We start from the raw sequence: 21,090 nt of genomic DNA on the forward strand, positions 1-21,090 counted from the left end.
TAATTATTTGAAATAAAGTTTTGACATATCTTCAAAAGTAAATATTGGTACTAGACCTGCATCTTCTATTCCTTCTAACGCTGGATTTGTAACTAATAATCTTAAGTTAGTTCCAAATGGATAGAATAAAGCTTCATCAGCTACTACCTGCTGAGCTTTGTTGTATATTTCTTTTCTCTTAGCTGGATCAGCTTCTGCTCTACCATCAACAAATAACTGGTCTAACTCTTCACTTGCATAGTTAACCATCTGTCCACTTGCAAATGCAACACTGAATCCATCTGGATCAAGAGTCATTACATATCCACCTAGATACATATCATAAGCTTTATCAGCATTATCGTAAGCAGTTTTCATGTAAGCTGCTAAGTCAACACCACAAAGTTCAACATCTATACCTATTTCCTTAAGTTCTGCCTGTATAACCTGAGCCTGAGTAGTCTGAGCTGCATCATCTACTCTATAGCATAATTTTAATGATTTAGGTCCATTTTTAACTAATTCTTTAGCTTTTGCTAAATCCTGGTTGTACTGTTCAACATCTTCTGAATAAAAACTATTGTTTTTAGGTAAGAATGATACACTTGCTTCAGCATATTCCATAGATGTATAAGAAGATTTTAATATTTCTTCTCTGTTAAGAGCATAGAATATACCTTTTCTGTAGTTAGCATCCTGCATACTATCAGCAACTCTGTTTAATTTTAAGAATGCTACTCTACCTTCACTGTATGCATTAACTTTGAAATCATCCATTCCTTCTAATTCATTAGGAAGCATTACCCATCCATCTATTTCTCCATTCTGAAGAGCTGCTTTAGCTGTTTCTGGGTTAGTTATTATCTGAAGTATAGCATTTTCTATTTTTGCTTCACCATTCATATAGTTAGGATTCTTTTTACATTTTATATATTCTCCAGATTTATACTCTTCGAATATATATGGACCACAACCAACTACTGCTCCTTCTCCCTGAGTTAAATCAATGTCGAAAGAACCTTTTTCTGCAAATACATGTTTTGGTAATATATATACATTTGATATATTTTCTGGCATACTTGCTGCAACAGAAGGTAATTTTAATTCTATAGTTGTATCATCAACTTTTTTAACTTCTATATTCTGGTCTCCTACTTTTAATATTCCAGCTGGATCCTGTTTCATATATTCTTCAAAAGTGTAAACAACGTCATCTGCTGTTAAAGGCTGGTCATCTGACCATTTTAAACCATCTTTTAACTTACAAGTATAAGTAAGTCCATCAGCTGATGCTTCAAAGCTATCTGCTACATAGTAGTTATAACTACCATCAGCTTTTAATGTAAATAATGGTTCATTTGTCATTTTTGCTAATGTTAGAGATGTTCTATCATCAGCTGTAAAGAAGTTTAGTGTGTTACCTGGATCATCAGATACAGCATATGTGAATGTATCTTTAGCTGCACTATCAGATCCACCATCGCCTTTTCCGCATCCCGTTAACATTGTGGCAACCATTGCACCACATAGTAAAATACTTGCGATTTTTTTACCTAATTTCATTTTTTTCCTCCTTAAGAAATTTTTTATTTTTCAAATTAAATTTTACAATTGAAAACAGTTTCTTACAAGAGAAAAAACATTATTTTCTATAGTAATTACCTATATTTATATAAATAATAATAACCAAAATCTATAAAGTGTATAAAATTTATTATCATTTTTACAAAAGTATTTTTACTTTTTAAATACACATACCTATGCTAGGTATATAACATATATATTAAATATATTAAATTAGAATTAATTCTTCAATATTCAAACTAGCAATTAAGCTCTCTATTGATTTCTTCTAAACATTCACTAAACGCACTTTTACTACTACTTTTCTTTCTAAATATCGGTATACTCTGTTTCTTTGCTTTCATCTCAACTATATTGCATATCTTATGAGAAACAGTTGATGTTAATATAACAACTGCATCTGGATTTCCTATAGAGCTCGCTAATTTATTAGCTTTCTTTGTACAGACCTTTGTCTTGAAACCAGATTTTTTCCCTAACTCTAAATAATCTTTCTCCATTCTTTCATGACCGCCTACAACTAAAATACTCATATATATTCCGTTACATAAAATCTATAAATTTCTATAAATTACTTATAAAAAACTACAAATTCTATTTCCTAATTCATTGAAGCCTATTTCACTATTCAAAGAATAGCTACTTTAGTTTGTATACTTCTCCAAAGGCTTAAATTCCCGACTAACGTATCGGTACACATTTAGTTTACAGTTCTAGTTGTAAGCTAAATTCTTTAAGTTTAAACTTGCATTAAAATCTCTATCAATTACATTTCCACAGCATTCACATATATAAGTTCTCTCTGATAGACTTAATTTTTCTTTCTTATATCCACAGTTACTACAAATCTTTGATGAAGGATAAAATCTATTAGCAACTATAAATTCAATCCCTTTATTTTTACATTTATATTCTAGCTGTCTGTATATTTCAAAGAATGAACAATCAGCAATTTTTTCGGACAAATGCTTATTTTTCATCATTCCTTGTACGTTTAAGTCCTCAACTACTATCGCCTTTGGATTTTGTTTTACAAGTTTTGTAGTCGCTTGATGAATGTTATTAAGTCTTACATTTGATATTCTTTGATGTTGTTTAAGAATTAAAGTTTCAAGTTTTAGTAGATTTTTAGATTTATTAGATGATTTGGTTTTCATCATCTGAACATAGTGTCTACTTGCTTTTTTTTGAAGTCTTTTTAATCTCTTCTTTTCCTTTTTGGTACTAACTCTATTGAAATTCATACCATTTGAACAAGTCATCAATGTTTTTATTCCCATATCAATTCCAATCGGCTCAGTTTTGAGTAGATTATTTTCTTCATCTTCTAAGATACAACTAATACTTAACCAAAACTTAACCCCATCAAATGATATTCTAGGATTTATATATTTACAATCTTTAGGAATCCTATTTTCTGCCATATCCATCCAACCTATAGAAGCAATTCTAACTTTATAATCATCAAACTTTATTCTATACACATCATTATAGAAACTTTTCTTTGATTTCTTTTTACTCTTAAATCGTGGATGTTTAGCTTTTTTATTAAAGAAATTTTTGTATGCTTTGCATAAATCTTTTATAGCTTGTTTTGTAACGTTGTTGTTTATTTCGTTAAGCCATTTAAATTCTTCTTTTTTCTTCAACTGTGTAAATTCTTTCCTTAAATCCATATCAGAAATAAATTTTCCACCTTTTTCATAATTTTCCTTTTCTCTAGCTAATGCCCAGTTATATGCAAATCTAGCACATCCAAAGCTTTTAAACATCAATTCCTTTTGTTCTTTGTTAGGAAATATTTGAACTTTAAATCCTTTTTCCATGTCATCACCGCCTTTCTAATAATATTTCTTTCTACTATTATCATAGGCGATAAATATTTCTTTTATACAAGTTTTTTGAAAAAATTTTATAATTTTTTATAAGTAATTTATTCAGTTTTTATAGATTTTATTATTTACCATACAACGCTACTTGTATGATGCCATTTCGCTCACGCTAATGACCTCGACCTTTCGGATACGAGCGTAGACTATTTCTTCACCTACAGCATTACCTGTTTAGGGCAACCCATTTCCACTACCAATAGCTTGTAGTGTACTCCCTTGCAGGATAGTCGTTTGACCTTCCTATTTCTAGGCTTGGCGACCAAAGATCCATTGCCTTGATACTTAGGCTCTCACCATATATCATCTCAACTGTTGTTTCTGAATTTCTTCACATTCATAGAAGTTTCTTTCTATCTTCTATTGTAGTCATTGAGCTTTAGGAATTACTGGTTTTAAAGTTGTGTCCTATGTAGATTTCTCTACATACGAGGCTTAGTTAAAGTAATCTATAAAATATTTATATATTCTTATATATATTTATAGATTATTTTTAACTGTTAGTTACCTCCTTAAATTTTCAAAATTAAATGAACTCAAAAATTCTTTATATCTAATATTTAAATTAGTATATGTCTCTTAAAAATTCCATTTTCTTTTCTTTTGATAATCGTTATTATGTAAGTTATACTATCATTTAAGGAATTTTCAGTCAATACATCTGAAAGAAACGATAATTTTTTTCGATTTTATTCAATTTTCTATACTAAAACTTTACTATTTCACAAAATAAAAATTAAATAATTACTTTTAAAATAAAAAAAGATAGTCGAAAAATATCAACTATCTTTATAAATACTGTTTAATTTTTTAATACTATCTAATTTTCCTCAGATTGCCCATTTATGCCCAATTCATCTATCTTCTTCTTTATTTCTTTAAGATCTTCAAAAGCAACTTTTTTCTTTGAGGCATCTCTTAAAAGTGCTGACGGATGGTATGTTGCTATCATCCAACAGTTCTTCTTTTTATACCATATCCCATGCTCTTTTGTTATCCTAAATTGTGAATTTATAATTGACTGAGCAGCTATTCTTCCAAGACATATAATAATATCTGGTTTTATTAGGGCAAATTGATACCTTAAATACTCTATACAACAGTTTTTTTCATCTGTCTCTGGGTCTCTGTTTCCTGGAGGTCTACATTTTACAACATTTGCAATATAAACATCGTCTCTTGTTAAATCAATACATTTAAGCATCTTATCTAACAACTGTCCTGCTGGTCCAACAAATGGCACACCTGATAGGTCTTCCTTTTCTCCAGGGCCCTCCCCTATTAAAAGTATCTTGGCATTTCTGTTTCCATCACCGACAACCACATTTGTTCTGTTTTCGGCAAGTCTACATCTATTACAGGTTTTACAAGCAGATTCTAAAATCTCCCATGAAAACATAACCTTCACCTAACCTATACTCTAAAATTATATGTTTTAGTTGTGGTCGTGTCCACAATTGCAATCATGGTCATGGCATCCACAGTCGCAATCAGCTGCATGTTCTGCTTCATGAGCTTTTACTTCATCTTCCATAGCCTTAAATTCCTGTACCATAACTTCATATTCTGGTAGGTCTTTTTCTTCGTTTTCTTCACCTCTCCAGTCTGCATACATCATCTGATCTCCATTAGTTAATACAACTCTACCTGATAATGTAACATCATCTATTTCTTCTAATCTTTCTATATGTTTTTCAAGTGCATCTCCTTCCATTGGAGCATCTTCATCTAAACACTGAACTACCATAACTGGAGCGTAGTATCCTTCTTCATCTACAACATTTACTAATACGTCTATTTCGCCTTCCATACCTTCTGCAAACTCAGATAGTGGTACATTAGTATCTATCATATCTAGTGGCACATATAAATTTTCTGTTAAGTATTTTATTACTCTATCCTGAACTAATTCTTTTGACATTTTTAATTTCCTCCTAAAAATTTTTAATATTTTATTTTTATATAATTATTTTACCACATTATTTTTATAGTTGTTATTTTTATTTAGCTTATTTACATCTCAAAATAAATTTTTTATTAAATAATATATAATTTTGTAACTTTTATTCTCTATTTCTTACAAATTCGCAAAGTTTTGTAATTAAAATAACATTATTGTAATCGCATTATTTTTCAAAATAGTGTATAGTAAGTATGATGAATATGCAGTATAACTGCAAATTTAAGGAGGAAACAAAATGAAAATTAAACAGAAAATCGCTGCAATTGCACTTTCTGCTACAATGGTATTTAGTAGCTTAGCTTTAGCTTTTGCAGACGGATCTAAAGTCGTTACTATTGGCGCCGACTTAAATGCTCAGCAGAGACAGATGATGTTAGATTACTTCGGTGTTTCTGAAAATGAAGCAATGATAATAAACGTAACAAATGCAGAAGAAAGAAAATACCTTCAAGGTGTTGCAACAGATGCACAGTTAGGTAGAAGAACAATATCTTGTGCCTATGTTGAGCCTACTTCAGGAAAAGATGGTATAAATGTGAAAACTGCCAATCTTACTTGGGTTACAAGCTCTATGATAGCTTCAACACTTACTACAGCAGGTCTAACAAGTGCAAACGTAATAGCAGCTGCACCTTATGCAGTTAGTGGAACAGGAGCACTTACTGGTGTTATCAAAGCATTTGAAGATGCATCAGGAGAAAAATTAGATGAAACTAAAAAGGAACTAGCCAATGAAGAATTAGTAACTACTGGGGACTTAGGTGATGAAATAGGTCAGGATAAGGCTGCTGGAGTTGTAAATGATGTTAAAAATGAGGTTATAAAAGAAGGAACTAGTGATACTACTCAGATAGCTGATATAATCAACAACGTAACTAACAACTACAATGTAACTCTTACACCAGAACAGATTCAGGCACTTACAGCTCTTATGGAAAAAATAGGTGCACAGAACTACAATTATAATGATATAAAAATTACATTAGAAAATGTTAAATTCAATATAAATGAAAACCTTGCTGCACTTGGAGAAAATGTAGATACAGTAGGTTTATTTGAAAAAATTAAATATTGGTTCTCTAACTTAGGTGGAGGTTCTGATGCAGGTATATTAGAACAGACTGACGAATCAGCTCTTGGATCTGATGCTGTTGTAAATGCTACTCAGGACAAAGTTGAAGAAGCTGCAAATGCTGCATTAGACAAAGCTGGCGAATTAGCAAGCCAAGCAGCTGATAAGGCAGGAGAAGCTGCAAGTCAGGCAGCTGATAAAGCAAAAGAAGCTTATGATAAAGCTGAAGAACAGGGCTTATTTGATAAAATAAGAGCTTGGTTTGAAAACGTATTAAATGGATTTTCAAACTAATAATTTAAAAAGGACATAATTATTATGAAAAATAAAACTAAAAAAATTATCGCTCTTTTGAGTTTATGTACAATTGCTCTAGTCAATTTTATCGGATGTAATTCCGAGGCTGAGAGTAAAGACATATTATACTCAAACATGAAAGATAAAGAATCAAGACAGGAAGTATTTACAGAATTGAAAAAACACGATGTTTCAGATTATCAGTTAAATAAACTTTCTCAGTGGATGGATGACTTCAATCCTTATGTAGCTGATGGACATTTATCAAATGGATTTGAAAAAATGAAAGGCGATTTAGTAGACTACTCTAATTTAGAGTTAAAAGACATGCCTTCTTATTATGTGAATTGTAGACTTACATCTTTTATGATAATGAGAAATGCCTTAAATACTAATTGCAAACCTGACGATTCTGATACATATTTAATGTTGGATTTAGATGCAGTTGATACAGACAAACAGATTGCAATGACTAAAGAAGATAAACTTCAGTATGCAACATTATTTAACTGGGTTAAGCTAGGTAATGCAAAAACTTTAACTCAGCATATAAGAAGAATAGAGTCTGCATTAAAAGAAAGAGATGTTTATATAGATAATTCAAAGGGAATGTCTCTTATAAATGTATATATACACTCTACTTTTGATAATGCTCGTTTTGTAGGTCATACTGGTGTATTAGTTCAGACTGATGATGGACTATTATTTGTTGAAAAATATGGTCCAGACACACCATTCCAGGCTACAAAATTCAACAACAGAAGTGAATTAAAAAAATACTTACTTGCTAGACCAGACTTATATGGAGAAAAAACAGAACTAGCTCCTATAATAACTGAAAATACTAAAGTAATGAAAACTAAATAAAAATAAAAAATGGCTACTATAAATATATATGGTAGCCATTTTACTTTCTTATTCATATTTGTACTATTCCCAAAATTAATTTTTACATTGGTAGTATTTTATCGTGTATATATCCGTCTCTTACACCATTTTTAACAACTACTACTTCATCTACCCCAGAAAGTGTACAAATTGTATTAAGAACTATTAAACTTGGTATAATATTATTCATACGGTCTGGAACTATTCTTTCAAGAATATCTACATCGCTCTTTCTTGGGTCAGAAAATCTCTCTGTAAGCTGATTTAATTCTTTAATAGGAATATAATATTTATTTGATTTCTTCTTAGTTACATAAATATATCTATGGATTTTTGCTGCAGCTCTTGCAGTACCACCCATTAAATACATAACTCTATGATTATTTCCTTTAAAAATCTTAGAACTTTTAACATTAGCTTTTACACAGTCCTCTATTTCCTTTATTTCATCAAGTGTAGGATATACCATAGATACAAATTTATTTCTCATTTCAAGTCCACCTATTGGTAAAGAAACTGACTCTAAAACCTGTCTATCTTTAAACTTGAATATCTGCACACTTCCTCCACCTAAGTCAAGTCCCATACCACTTCTGTCTTTTACAGCCTGGCTAAGACCTACATAGTCGTAGTATGCTTCCTGTTCTCCAGTTATTATTTCTGTATTTTCTACAATCTTTTTCATCTCAGAAACAACATAAACGCTGTTATCTACCTTTCTAAGTGAAGCAGTTGCAAAACAGAATACTTCTGCACATCCAAGTAATTCACAAATTTTAGCAAATCTATTTAATACTTTTAAAAGTCTTTCAAGACCTTCTTCCATAAGAATACCATTCTGTATAAAGCTTAGTATTACAGAAAGTTCTTTTTCTTTCAGTATTAGTTTTATTTCTGTTCCTCTTAATTCAAAAATTATTAATCTAATCGTATTTGATCCTACATCTATTATTCCATATCTCATCGACATTACTCCAATCTTTCTTCATTTTGAGTAGAGTCTAATTTATTTATCTAGCATCTCTAATTCCTTATAAGCTCTTTCAAAGAAATACTCCTGTGAATTTAAAGGAGCTCCTTCCTGTTTAACGTGTTCGTATGTGCCATCTTTAAGAAGTTTTCTTGCTTTAACATTGTCTGTGTACATTATTGCAAAGTCTTCAAGAATTCTTTTCTTAATATCTGGGTCTAAGATTGGTGTTGCTACCTCTACCCTTCTCATTGTATTTCTTGACATTAAATCTGCAGATCCTATATAAACTTTACTATCGTTACCTTCACCAAATATATACACACGAGTGTGTTCTAGGTAACGGCCAACTATGCTTATAACTTCTATGTTTTCTGTAATACCCTCTACTCCTGGTATTAAGCAGCATATCCCCCTTACAATAAGCTGAACTTTAACTCCTGCTCTAGAAGCTTCTATAAGTTTATTCATAATTCCTTTATCAGTTAAAGAATTCATCTTTATACCTATATAAGCCGGTGCTCCATGTTCTGCTTTGACAATTTCATTGTCTATCATATCCATGATAGGCTGTCTTAAACAAAGTGGAGATACTAGCAGAAGGTCTGATTTTTCTACAACTTCTCCAAGAGATAATCTATCAAAAACTCTACCTGCTTCATGAGCAATTCTCTTATCAGCTGTCATTAAGCAGTAATCTGTGTATAATTTTGCTGTTTTTTCGTTGTAATTTCCTGTACCTATCTGAGTTATATATTTTATTCCTTCATCAGTCTTTCTTGTTATTAGACATAATTTAGAATGAACTTTTAATCCAGGTAGTCCATAAATTACTCTACAACCAGCTTTTTCAAGTCTTCTTGACCAGTTTATATTGTTTTCCTCATCAAATCTAGCTCTTAACTCAACTAATACGACAACTTCCTTACCGTTTTCAACTGCATTTGAAAGTGCATCTACTATCTTACTATCGCTTGATAGTCTGTAAAGTGTCATTTTTATAGATACAACAGTTGGGTCTTCTGATGCTTCATATAGCATATCTAAGAAAGGCTTCATACTGTTGTACGGATAGTATAAAAGTTTGTCCTTTTCTTCAATCTGTTCTATTATAGAACGTCTTGATGAAATTTCAGGCGATTTCTGAGGAACTCTCTTTTCATAGAATAACTCTGAATGATTTCTAAGCTTATCCTGTATCTTTCTAGTGAAAGAAAATTCAAGCGGTGAATTAGAATAGAATATACTCTCATCATCTAATCCAACGTATTTTCTAAGTGTTTTTAATGCTGAGCTATTAAGTTCCCTTGACATTTCCATTCTAACTGGTGCAAGTTTTTTTCTTTTCTTAATTAGCTTTTTCATTGTATCTCTGTAATCTAAATCCTCGTCGTATACTGTTTCCTCATCAATATCGGCGTTTCTAGTTATTCTTATAAGAGACTTACTCTTAACCTTATACTTTTTAAATATTTTTGTTACAAAGTGAAGAATTAGTTCTTCTGCTAAAATATATTTTCTGTCGTCAGATGGAATCTGAATTAATCTTTCAAAAACATCCCCCGAACAAGGAACTATACCTAATTTTTCTGTTCCACTTTTACCTTCTAAAGAAACTATTGCATAAATTTCTTTTTCCTTTAAAAATGGGAACGGCTGTCTTTTCCCTATTATTTGTGGAGAGATAAGAGGTCTTATTTCTGAATCAAATAATCTTTCTAGTACTTCCTCATCCTCAGAAGTTAGTGCCTTACTGTATTCATTTTCTAAATCTTCAACACAGTCCCCCGCTGCATTGCACTTTACCCTTGAGTGGAAATCTACTAGTTCGATTCCAAATTCCTTAACTTCTCTCATTAAATTATTGTAAGCATCATCTTTTAACTCATTTAATTTTTTTGTATATTTTACAATTTCTTTAATCTCCTCTTCAGGAGTCATATTTGTTTTACTATCCCTAGAATCTGGATCAACTATCATCTGGTCATATAAAGATCCGACTCTTACCATGAAAAATTCATCTAAATTGCTCTGGAATATCGACACAAATGTCAGTCTTTCCATTAAAGGAACTGATTGGTCCATAGCCTCTTCAAGAACTCTTTTGTTGAATTTTAGCCATGATATTTCTCTGTTATCATAGTATCTTTTAGTCATTTTTCTCTCTCCCAACATCTTTATTTTATACATATTATATTTATCTGATTGCTATAAATATTAGTAAAATTATCACATAATTAAAATACTAACACTTATAAAAAAATCATTATAGTAAGCAATCGTTAAAAGAGGGTTAAAAAAATTTAACAAGAGTTTTAGTTGGTTAGCTTTTCTTAACTTTGTATGAATATAGTCTATCATAATTTTCAGAATATTGCACGTTTATATATCAAATTTATTTTAATTGCTATAATAATTTTTCTTTTGAGAAATCTATTAAAAATGCTCCAAGTGGTGCAGTTATTATTATCGCAAGTACCGCAATTGATAGTACAAGTTTTCCACATTTAAGTCCTGCAGCAAGTGGTACAGAGCCTATCGCAGCTTGAACAGTTGCCTTTGGAAGATATGAGAACACGCAGAATAATCTTTCTTTAGAGTTTAATTCAGTCCCTATCATGCAAATAAATACACCTATTGAACGAATTGCAAGTGCGATAAATATCATAAAAACCGCTGTAAATCCCGCATCCATTGTGTATCTTATATCGACAGCAGCTCCAACAAGTACGAATAAAACAACTTCTGCAGCTATCCAAATTTTACCGAATTTCTCCTGAAGTCTAACCTTTACAATATTTGTACTCTTCATCGCAAGTACTAATGCCATACTTGTTACAGCAAGAAGTCCAGACATAGCAACTCTTCCTTTTAAATAATCTTCAAGGGCAACAAGTAAGAACGATACTGCTAAAATAATTATTACCTTTGTACTGTTTCTAATTAGATGTTCTTTGTTATATCTATACTCAAAGAATCTATAAAGAATTAATCCAACAACAGCCCCAATTAAAATCCCAGATACTATAGAAATTGGTATGTCTGCAAAACTAGCCAAATTTACCCCTTCTCCTTGATTCATAGCTAAGAATGTACTGAAAAGCACAATTACAAATACATCGTCAAAAGATGCCCCAGCTAAAATCATCTGAGGTATTCCCTTCTTTGTGCCAAGATTATTGTCCATTAAATCAACCATTCTAGGAACTACAACTGCTGGAGATACAGCACTCAACACTGCTCCAATTAGTGCAGCCTCTACTCTACTGACACCAAATAAAATTGGTGCGAATATTACATAAGCAATTATTTCAAATGTAGCTGGAAGAAACGACATTAAAAGCGCAGTTCTCCCAACTTTTTTTAAATCCTTTAGGTCTAGTGATAACCCAGCTTTGATTAAGATGATGATAAGAGCCATTTTTCTAAGCTCTGATGATATGTTTAGGATTGAGCTATCTAAAAAATCCAGTACATAAGGCCCTAAGATTATTCCTGTTACAAGCATTCCTATGATTCTTGGAATTTTAATTTTTTCGCATATAGATGCCAAGCTCATTCCCACTAAAAAAATTAAAGCAAGTGATACTAACATTTTATTTCTCCTTTTATTTTGTTTTAAACGCAAAAAAGCTGATGGTTTCTGCGTGGTTGCAGAAGTCATCAGCTAGATAAGCGGTTTAGGTTTCCCAAGGGAGACATTCATTCCCTTTTTAAGTTATATATATAATTTATATTACTTTACTTAAAAAATCAAGAAATATTTTAATCTAATTATGTCCTTTAATATCTAATTCTATCTATAATAGATTCTTGTTTTACATTCTTACTTAGTACAAAGGATAAAATAACTTGCATTATCAATAATGCTAAAATCATTATTAAAACCTCAGCTGTAGGGAAATTGTATACCTTTATTCCAAAGATACCTTTTGCTTTTGCAAATAAGAATAATCCATATCCTGCTGGTAGACCAATTATTAAAGAAGTTGCAATAGATCCTAAAGTGAATAAAATTCCTTCAAACTGTAGCATTTTTCCAAGCTGCTTATTGCTCATACCAACTGCTTGGAGTATACCAAATTCTCTTTTTCTTGTTATTACATTCATAATCATTGTATTTGCCATATTAAGGAAACATATAGTTCCTATTAATCCTAAAAATGCGTATGATATTAACTTCATAAAAATCATTTGTTTTTCTGCAAGTTGATATACTTCATCGTATGATTCCCAATAAACATGTTCATCATTTTCATATAACTCATTTATTTTGGATTCAACCGCAGATTTAGCACTATCATTACAGTATATCCAAATATATGCGTAACTACTATCATCTAATCCAAGTTTTTTAGCTGTATCCTCTGTTATTATATAATCTGCTAAAACACTTCCAAATGCTCCCATTGCAGTACCTTTATATTTTACACTCGATTTATCACTTCTAAGTTCAACGTCTATCTTATCACCAATTTTTTCTCCGTATTCTTCCATAAAATGAGAGAATGGATATACAAATCCATTAGCTTTACTAACTGAATCATAAGTAAAATCGCCAACTTTACCTGGATTTTTTAGTTCTTTATCAAAACTTTCTCTATCAAATATTGCTACTGTTTTTATACCTTCTTTATCTTTGAAAGTAAGATATTTTCTTGTTTTAATCTTTTCCACACCATCAATATTTTCAAATTCTTTAATTCTAATATCTGAAATTGGGTTATTTACAAAAATCTTATCAAGATTGTTTTCTTTGTAGACATTATCGTAATTGTCGTAATTAATCTCTAATTGATAATCTCCGTATTCTACATTTAATCTAGCATCGTACTCTGGATCTATACTACTTGTTAAACTCGATATAACAACAAATAAAATACATGATACTCCCATAACAATTATTGTCATAATATTTCTCTTTTTATTTGTTAATAAATCTGATTTAATTAGTCCCCAGATATTTAATGCCTTGTGTCCTTTCTTGTATCCTTTTTTATTAGAAATAGACTCTTCATATGAAAATGCATCTACTGGAGCAATAGATGTAACAGTTTTTATAGATTTAATAAGCGAAATACGTACTGTTATAAATGATACTAAAGCAGAAACAATTATAATTACTGGAGAGAATAATGATATATCTTCAACTGCTATAACTGCACCTCCAGATCTAGCAAAATCCATTATTCTATTAAATAAAATCTCTGTTACAAAGTATCCAATGAATAAACCAATAGGTATTGCAATTACTGCAAGAAGCATGCCTTCTGTTATAATTATTTTTTTCATTTGCTTTTTAGTTGCACCTATCGCATTAATTTTTCCGTATTCCTGAATTTTACGAGAAATACCAATTTGAAAAATATTGTATATAACTACTGCTGCAAATATAACTACTACTAAACACATTAATACGCAAGGTATTAGCACTTCAGACGTAGGTGCATATTTAGTTATAATTAAACTTCTATTTTCAATTACATTATCCTTAACAACATTACATTTTGTTGCAAGCTCTTCAATCAATAATTCAATATCATCAGAGTTTCCCTTTATATTTTCATCTAAGTTAAAATACGCTGTAAACTGTTTCTGTCCTTTAGGAAATTTACTATCGTAATATTCTTTTGAAACAAGTACTGTAGATGATTGCTGTTTTTCATTACCGATACCATCTTGTAGTATTCCAGAAATTACAAATTCATAATTCTTAAAACCTTCATTACCATTCTTTCTTATAGGAACAGTTACTTTATCACCTAGTTTAATATTTTTATAACCTAATTGTTTAAAAAACACTCTTGATGCCACAATTTCATTGTATTTTTCAGGCGAATTTCCTTCTTTTAATGCATAATATCCTTTAGTCATCATTAACGCTTTTTTATCAGCCCAAGCCACTTTTGAATAACCTTTTGTATTAGATTCTCCTACACTAGCTACAATACCAATGTCATTGATTTCACCTCTTTTTGACATTTTATGAAACTGTTCCTCATCTATATTTGCAAATGCAGCTATATAACTTCCATGAAGTTTTTCTGCATTATCTATATTTCCTTTTAAACCACCGTATCCAAATGTTCCAATCGCTGTTATCATCATTGTTGTAAGGGCAATTGCAATCATAGTAAGTATACTTCTTGTTTTATTCTCTTTATTATTACTTAAGGCTAACTTTTTTATAGTTTTCATTTAAGTTCAGCCACCTTTCCATCTTCAATTACTAAAATCCTATCTGCAAGCTGAGCTATTTCTTCATTGTGAGTTATAATAACTAAAGTCTGTCCATATTTTTCTGCAGAAAGTTTAAGCATAGATATAACTTCTTCTCCTGTCTTAGAATCAAGATTACCTGTTGGCTCATCAGCTAAAACTATATCTGGCTTTGCTGCTAAAGCTCTTGCAATAGCTACCCTCTGTTGCTGACCTCCTGACAATGTAGAGGGTAAATTTTCTACCTTGTCTTTAATTCCTAATGTATCTAAAATATCATCAATATATTTTTCGTCTGGTTCTTTATCGTCAAGTCCTAAAGGAAGAACAACATTTTCATACACATTTATTGAAGAAACAAGATTAAATGCCTGGAAAACAAACCCTATCTTTTGTCTTCTAAATACTGCTAGTTCATCCTCTGACATATTGAATATATCCTTGTCTTTTATATATACTTTTCCAGATGTTGGATAATCAAGACCTCCTAAAAGGTGTAATAATGTACTTTTCCCTGATCCAGATTTTCCTATAATAGCTACAAATTCTCCCATTTTAATCTCTATCTCAGCGTTTTGTACTGCTTTAACCTGATTATCGCCTTCTCCAAAATATTTACATAACTGCTGTGTCTTTAAAATTGTTTTCATAATCATTACCTCCTTCTTTACTATAAATATTACAGTAAAAGTATTTCCATTTTCTTTCAAGGCATAAAAAAAGTCTTACAGATTCGTAAGACTTTCTTTTAAAATTGGAAGTTGTACAACAAATATACTTCCTAACTTCTTTCCGTCAATAAAGTTATCCTTTACCATAATAGTTCCTCTGTGTTTTGAAATGATGTATCTTGCAAGATATAAGCCTACACCACTTCCAGATTCTAGACATACTTCTTCTTTGTTACCTCTATAAAATCTCTTGAAAATTTTATGCTTTTCATTATCAGGTATTCCAATTCCTTGATCTTTAAATTCTATTCTAATCATAGTATTTAAACTCAAAACATTTATATGAATTTCTGTATTCTCTTTTGAATATTTTACTGCATTATCTAATATATTGATAAATGCCTCTGTAAGCCATTTTTTATCTCTCATAAGTTTTGGTAACTGTTTATCCTCAGGATTATCAAATTCTATAGATATATTTTTTTCGTCAGCTTTAGGCCACACTCCATTGACAGCATCTAATATTGAGTCGAATAAATTTCCTTCAGAAAGATTTATCTCTATCATACCACCTTCTAATCTTGAAATATTAATCAAAGATAGTATAAGTTTTTCCAATGAATTAATTTGAAATCCCATAAGATTTTCGATTTCTTCTCTTTCCTCGGAAGTAAGATTTGCATTTTGCATTATTTCAAATGTTGATTTTATTGCTGCTAATGGTGTTTTTAGCTGATGTGAAATATCTGTAACAACAACTTTTGTATCCAGTTTATCATCTTTAGCCTTTTCCCTTTCAAACAAAATTGTGTTATATAGGCTGTCTAGCAAAGTATCTAATCTAGAAATAATATGATTATAGTCGTATTTTATATACTCTTTAAGCTCTGATTTAGATGGAGAGTATATTCCTTCCTTTAATAAATCTAACTCGCTCTCAATTAAACTAATCAACTCCAAGTAATTTTTATTTAATTGTTTTTTATATTGTCTTAGAGAAATTATAATTATCGTATATAATACTAAAGATAATATTATCATTTCCCTAATCAATTCAATATAATTCTTATATGTTATAGTCTTACCATTATATGTGTATCCGTATTTTTCTAAAATATTCTCAGCTTCTTTAAAGGTTATTTCCTCAGCTTTGTTTTCTGTAATCACCTGTGAAAGAACAATCGTTTCATCTTTGTATGAGTTGTATTTCAATGCAACAACAGTAATATTTATTATAATTAAGGCAATGAGTGGAAACAGATACCATTTATATTTTTTAATTTTTTCCATTCCAGACATATCCAAGCCCTCTTACATTTTTTATTATTTTTTTACCGTCGCTATTATCATTAATTTTCTTTCTAAGCCTTGTAATATTTACAGCTACAGTATTTTCATCGACAAACTCGCTATCTGTATCAAATATTTTTTCAAGTATTTGCTCTTTAGAAATAATAATATTTTGATTTTCCATAAACATTAAAAGAAGTTTCCACTCATTCTTTGTAACCGATACCTCTTTTTCATCTACAAAAACTTTCATATCAGCTTTATCTATCTTCACATTTCTCGATTTAATTATCTGATTATCATTTGATTTTTCTTTTCTAAAATACGCATTTATCTTCATTATAAGCACTAATAAACTAAAAGGCTTCACTACATAATCGTCAGCACCAGCATCATATCCCATAACCATATCCGTTTCTCTATCTAGTGCAGTTAGTAAAATTATATGTGCATTTGTTTTTGATCTTATACTCTTTATATAATCGAGTCCACTTCCATCGGGAAGGTTGATATCGCATAAAAACAGCTCTGGAGTGAATTCTTTTGTTATAGTTTCCGCCTCTTCTATTGTTCCAGCTCCTTTTACATCATACCCTTCCTTTTGAAGAGAAAGCTCTATACTTCTTCTAATACTTTGTTCATCCTCTATAATCAGTATTTTATTCATATTTCATTTGCTCCTATTAAATAATGTAATTATTATACTCTAAAAGGTTTATATTTACAATATTCGCTCATTTTCACATATAATAAAAAAAGCTGCTTGTAAAATTTTTACTCGCAGCCATTCTTATATTAACTTATTCCAAAAATCAAAATTACTGTAAATAAAAATAGAATTAAACCTATCCAATTTCTATCTACCAATAATTTTGTAAACATAACAACCAAACACAGTAAAATTAAAACAACTACTCCATTCATTATCTCCAGTTCCTAATCAAAATATCATCAGTAACATCAATAAACAAGATATAAACACTACAAATCTCGTCATTATCATCATATCCAAAATAAACAGGATATACACCATCACCCCAACCAGAAGCAAATATAGGAATATTCAACTCCGTTTCAGGAACTTTCCAATTCAACCAATCACCACCTTCACGCTGGTATTTTGGATATTTATCATAACTCTCTTCTAGCAAATCACAGAATAAGTCGTTATATGGATCAATTCCTTCCTCTTTTTCGCATCTCTGCTCCCAATATTCTTTAAATGCTGCTTGAGTACTTTCATCGAGAATACATCCCATTCCAGCATCTACACAAAATCCAAAATACTCATCATCCTCTAGCTCCTCGTCTAAGTCCTCATTTCCAATCACACCTAAATCGTAATAAACTGGTTTATTATCATTAATCGAAACTTTTACACATGAATATCTGTCTCCAAATTTTTCACTTAATGCAACAGAAATAGCTACATTATAATTTCCAGGAGGAATATTTTGAATATAAGTTGGTGCATCCTCAAGTTCAATTAATGGATCACAGGCGATTATTTTTCCTGTTGGAAAAGAAACTTTACCGAGATTCAAAACATCAAGATTTATTTTTCCTATCTTGTTTTCTATAAAATATGCATCTAAATCTATTTTGCATCTAAGTGATTCTTTCTTACTTTCGTACTTACTTAACCATTCTTTACTATACATAATCTGCACTCTCCTTAATCATCTAATGCATCGCAAAGTTTATCCATAATCTCTGAAATATCAGACGGTATACCCTCCTCCCACTCTGGTTTTTCAAGAATTTCACCATCTAGTATTTCAAACATTTCATCTGGTATTTTAACTTTTACCTTGTTTTTATCATACTCACTCGTCCAATCATATCCTCCACAATATACGTCATTACTAGGATTGAACGCATAAATTTGATTTTTATAAAAATCTGCAATCCAATTTTTCTCAATAGTATTTATTATATCGTAATCTTCTAAATACCAACTTTCATTTTCTTCGCACTCTTTTCTGTTTGAAAAGTTTTTACAGAATGTTGGTGACATATGCCAATATAAATACAAAATAGTTCCTCTATCAGTATCAGGCTGATTAACAATCCATTGAATTACCTTTTTAGGATTATCAAAATTCCAACTTATTGCTAACAATTGTCTTTCTTGTGGAGTATTTTTACTAAGAAAATCAATAATTAAATCTGTACTTAATTTATCGAATTCATCTTCTTCAATTTTTACTTCATCCCAATTAAAGTCACTTTTTAAAATATCACTTATTTTTAGCGTTGTATTTGCAAGCTCTAATATTTCTACATTATCATCTTCTAAATCATCAAATTCATCTTCAAAAAATTCCTCATCCTTTAGCCAACAAATAAATTCCTCAAAAGTATCTGCAAGATGAGTAATCTTGTAATCATGCTCTTGATCAACATGAACAACTTTTGGCTCACCTTTAGGCCCACATTCTCTATAATCTAAGAAAATCATATCATGTCCAGCACTTGGACAATCGCATATAGCAACTCCAATAGCAGGATATTCCCATTCATCAATCATAAACTGGCTACCAAATTCGCCACAAAGAGAACTTCTCTTTTTTCTTCCAATACCTAAAATACCTGTAATGGCAACGTGATTCTCTGCCCAAGTAGTTGGCTCATTTGTTGGAAAGCATGATTTTGTAGTAATACCACCATTATGTTGCTTCATCAGCCAAATATATGACTCTGGTAACTTATATCCTAACTCTTTTTCTACACTTTCAATCATTTCATCAGAAGGATATTCTTCAACATATTCATTTAATGAATAATCTATGTCATACCAGAAATCTGTAAAATCATAATTCTCAAATGTCATTTTTTTACAACCTACATCATTTAAAATATCCATACAAATTCTCCTTTTAATTTTTACAAATTTAATATATATTCAATTATTTCCTATATATAACCTATATAGCCACGATTTACAGTTTAAATTTTACTTAATCTACATCTGTCCAAAGCATATACTTACCACAATTAAGGCATTGGAATAAATAACATTGAAAACTTCCACCATTTACCGAAGTTCTAATCAATTCCTTTTGCTCCTCATTCCACAAAGAATCATCTAAAACCTCGTCCATTATTCCCAAAGCTTTTAGCTCTAATGCCCCAACACGACCAAGATATGCACAAAAATCACCACAATGAGCACGCCAATATTCTTGCTGCCATCCACAATATCCTGGAGTACGATGAATAAGTTCATCAAGTTTGCTCATATCCTCTACTCCATCATCTACGCAATAATCATCTTGAAAAGTTCCATTAAATTTCTTTGCAGCTTCTCCACTTGCAATACAATCAGGGCAAAGATAATCAATATCTTCAACAGAATAAAATGGTGCTTGATAATATATGTGTGTAGTTTTGCCACAACAATCGCAAATTACACCTTTTTCAGATTCATCAAAAGCTCCTGTTGCCAATGGATTTGGATGATATTTAAATGTTGGTATACCTAATTTATCAAGTTTTTCTCTTTCATTTTTTATATCTCCTTCTGTTTTTGGTTTCGGTATAGCAAAATAATCCTTCCAATTTTCTGCATAAGATTTCATTTTTAATAAACGCTTTTGGATTTTTATATCTGATGAATTTCCAATTTCTGATAATAATTCGTACGCAGATTTTTTATAATTCAATAAATCATATACATTAACTAAGGCTTCTTTAGCTTTTCTATCTTCAATTTGCTCTAATTTTTCTTTTAGGTTGTAAAGATTAATTACACTCTCTGGACTTGTATCAGATTGTTCAAATTGTTTTTTCCGCTCTATATACATTTCTTGATATTTATCCATAATAATACCTCACTTCAACATTTTAATACCGAATGTCTAATATTCTTTTACCTCATAAGAAATTTTTAAAGTCATTCCTGGTATTGAAACACCTTTCAATTTCTCCTATATTTTACCAATCTCTTTCTCTAATTGCTTCCTCAACATCAATTGGAATATCAAAGTAATCTAATATATAACCAACTGTTTCACCTATACACTCTCGAGCTACTGTTTCAATTTCACTATCATTTTCATCAAATTCATCTTGCAGATTATTGATTGAACAAATAATTTCATCCATTTTTTCTTGAATAATATTTATATCTTTTTCGCCAGTTTCTAGTAAATCGATGACTTTTTGAAGTTCATTTCTTATTTTATCTACTAAAAAATTAGGATAATAGTCATCTTGGTACATTTCATTTAATAAATCATAATTAATATCAAATTTTTTCATTCTAA

At 30.4% G+C, this 21,090-nt stretch carries 18 protein-coding genes and 1 riboswitch; of the genes, 2 read left to right on the forward strand and 16 right to left on the reverse strand.

Annotation, left to right across the window (positions count from 1 at the left end; all coding sequences use genetic code 11):
• Positions 1–3: 3 nt before the first annotated feature.
• The 5 genes from ACK2WO_RS08275 to ACK2WO_RS08295 form a co-directional block, all read right to left on the reverse strand.
• On the reverse strand, positions 4–1,542 hold the full coding sequence (locus ACK2WO_RS08275; protein WP_414697418.1) for an ABC transporter substrate-binding protein: 1,539 nt from the start codon (positions 1,540–1,542) through the stop codon (positions 4–6).
• Positions 1,543–1,802: 260 nt separating this feature from the next.
• The gene (locus ACK2WO_RS08280) at positions 1,803–2,096 is read right to left on the reverse strand and encodes a DUF2325 domain-containing protein (RefSeq protein WP_414697419.1); all 294 of its coding nucleotides are present in this window, start codon (positions 2,094–2,096) and stop codon (positions 1,803–1,805) included.
• Positions 2,097–2,276: 180 nt separating this feature from the next.
• Entirely contained in the window at positions 2,277–3,389 is a 1,113-nt protein-coding gene (locus ACK2WO_RS08285) for an RNA-guided endonuclease InsQ/TnpB family protein (protein ID WP_414697420.1), read from the reverse strand.
• An 883-nt stretch (positions 3,390–4,272) separates the two neighbouring features.
• Positions 4,273–4,851, reverse strand: coding sequence for a uracil-DNA glycosylase (locus tag ACK2WO_RS08290; RefSeq protein WP_414697421.1), 579 nt, complete (start codon positions 4,849–4,851; stop codon positions 4,273–4,275).
• 36 nt (positions 4,852–4,887) lie between these two features.
• A complete protein-coding gene (locus ACK2WO_RS08295; protein WP_414697422.1) occupies positions 4,888–5,373 on the reverse strand; it encodes a hypothetical protein in 486 nt (161 codons plus the stop codon).
• A 277-nt stretch (positions 5,374–5,650) separates the two neighbouring features.
• On the opposite strand from ACK2WO_RS08295, the gene ACK2WO_RS08300 reads away from it, so the two are divergent.
• Together ACK2WO_RS08300 and ACK2WO_RS08305 are read left to right on the forward strand one after the other, a co-directional pair.
• Positions 5,651–6,781, forward strand: coding sequence for a DUF1002 domain-containing protein (locus ACK2WO_RS08300; protein ID WP_414697423.1), 1,131 nt, complete (start codon positions 5,651–5,653; stop codon positions 6,779–6,781).
• Positions 6,782–6,805: 24 nt separating this feature from the next.
• The gene (locus tag ACK2WO_RS08305) at positions 6,806–7,651 is read left to right on the forward strand and encodes a DUF4300 family protein (protein ID WP_414697424.1); all 846 of its coding nucleotides are present in this window, start codon (positions 6,806–6,808) and stop codon (positions 7,649–7,651) included.
• An 82-nt stretch (positions 7,652–7,733) separates the two neighbouring features.
• On the opposite strand, the gene ACK2WO_RS08310 is transcribed toward ACK2WO_RS08305, so the two are convergent.
• The 11 genes from ACK2WO_RS08310 to ACK2WO_RS08360 all read right to left on the reverse strand — a co-directional run bounded on the left by ACK2WO_RS08310 (position 7,734) and on the right by ACK2WO_RS08360 (position 21,085).
• Positions 7,734–8,636, reverse strand: a complete 903-nt coding sequence (locus ACK2WO_RS08310; RefSeq protein WP_414697425.1) for a hypothetical protein — start codon at positions 8,634–8,636, stop codon at positions 7,734–7,736.
• Between the two features lie 42 nt (positions 8,637–8,678).
• Entirely contained in the window at positions 8,679–10,799 is a 2,121-nt protein-coding gene (ppk1, locus tag ACK2WO_RS08315; protein WP_414697426.1) for a polyphosphate kinase 1, read from the reverse strand.
• Between the two features lie 250 nt (positions 10,800–11,049).
• On the reverse strand, positions 11,050–12,237 hold the full coding sequence (locus ACK2WO_RS08320; RefSeq protein WP_414697427.1) for a cation:proton antiporter: 1,188 nt from the start codon (positions 12,235–12,237) through the stop codon (positions 11,050–11,052).
• Positions 12,238–12,289: 52 nt separating this feature from the next.
• Positions 12,290–12,361, reverse strand: a riboswitch (Fluoride riboswitch).
• A gap of 64 nt (positions 12,362–12,425) precedes the next feature.
• On the reverse strand, positions 12,426–14,840 hold the full coding sequence (locus tag ACK2WO_RS08325; protein ID WP_414697428.1) for an ABC transporter permease: 2,415 nt from the start codon (positions 14,838–14,840) through the stop codon (positions 12,426–12,428).
• Positions 14,837–15,511 (reverse strand): ABC transporter ATP-binding protein, encoded by a 675-nt coding sequence (locus tag ACK2WO_RS08330; protein ID WP_414697429.1) that lies wholly within the window; start codon positions 15,509–15,511, stop codon positions 14,837–14,839. Before ACK2WO_RS08330 ends, ACK2WO_RS08325 begins: the two co-directional genes overlap by 4 nt.
• Before the next feature lie 75 nt (positions 15,512–15,586).
• Positions 15,587–16,831, reverse strand: coding sequence for a sensor histidine kinase (locus tag ACK2WO_RS08335; RefSeq protein ID WP_414697430.1), 1,245 nt, complete (start codon positions 16,829–16,831; stop codon positions 15,587–15,589).
• Positions 16,809–17,489: a response regulator transcription factor gene (locus ACK2WO_RS08340; RefSeq protein WP_414697431.1), complete on the reverse strand. Its 681-nt coding sequence runs from the start codon at positions 17,487–17,489 to the stop codon at positions 16,809–16,811. Before ACK2WO_RS08340 ends, ACK2WO_RS08335 begins: the two co-directional genes overlap by 23 nt.
• Before the next feature lie 256 nt (positions 17,490–17,745).
• Entirely contained in the window at positions 17,746–18,483 is a 738-nt protein-coding gene (locus ACK2WO_RS08345) for a DUF4241 domain-containing protein (protein ID WP_414698744.1), read from the reverse strand.
• Positions 18,484–18,497: 14 nt separating this feature from the next.
• The gene (locus ACK2WO_RS08350) at positions 18,498–19,688 is read right to left on the reverse strand and encodes a DUF4274 domain-containing protein (protein ID WP_414697432.1); all 1,191 of its coding nucleotides are present in this window, start codon (positions 19,686–19,688) and stop codon (positions 18,498–18,500) included.
• Positions 19,689–19,782: 94 nt separating this feature from the next.
• Complete coding sequence (locus ACK2WO_RS08355) at positions 19,783–20,646, reverse strand: CbrC family protein (RefSeq protein WP_414697433.1); 864 nt, start codon at positions 20,644–20,646, stop codon at positions 19,783–19,785.
• A 112-nt stretch (positions 20,647–20,758) separates the two neighbouring features.
• Positions 20,759–21,085: a DUF5713 family protein gene (locus ACK2WO_RS08360; RefSeq protein WP_414697434.1), complete on the reverse strand. Its 327-nt coding sequence runs from the start codon at positions 21,083–21,085 to the stop codon at positions 20,759–20,761.
• Positions 21,086–21,090 lie beyond the last annotated feature (5 nt).

The sequence above is a fragment of the Peptacetobacter sp. AB845 genome, assembly GCF_047528295.1.
In the GTDB taxonomy this organism is placed as follows: Bacteria; Bacillota; Clostridia; order Peptostreptococcales; family Peptostreptococcaceae; genus Peptacetobacter.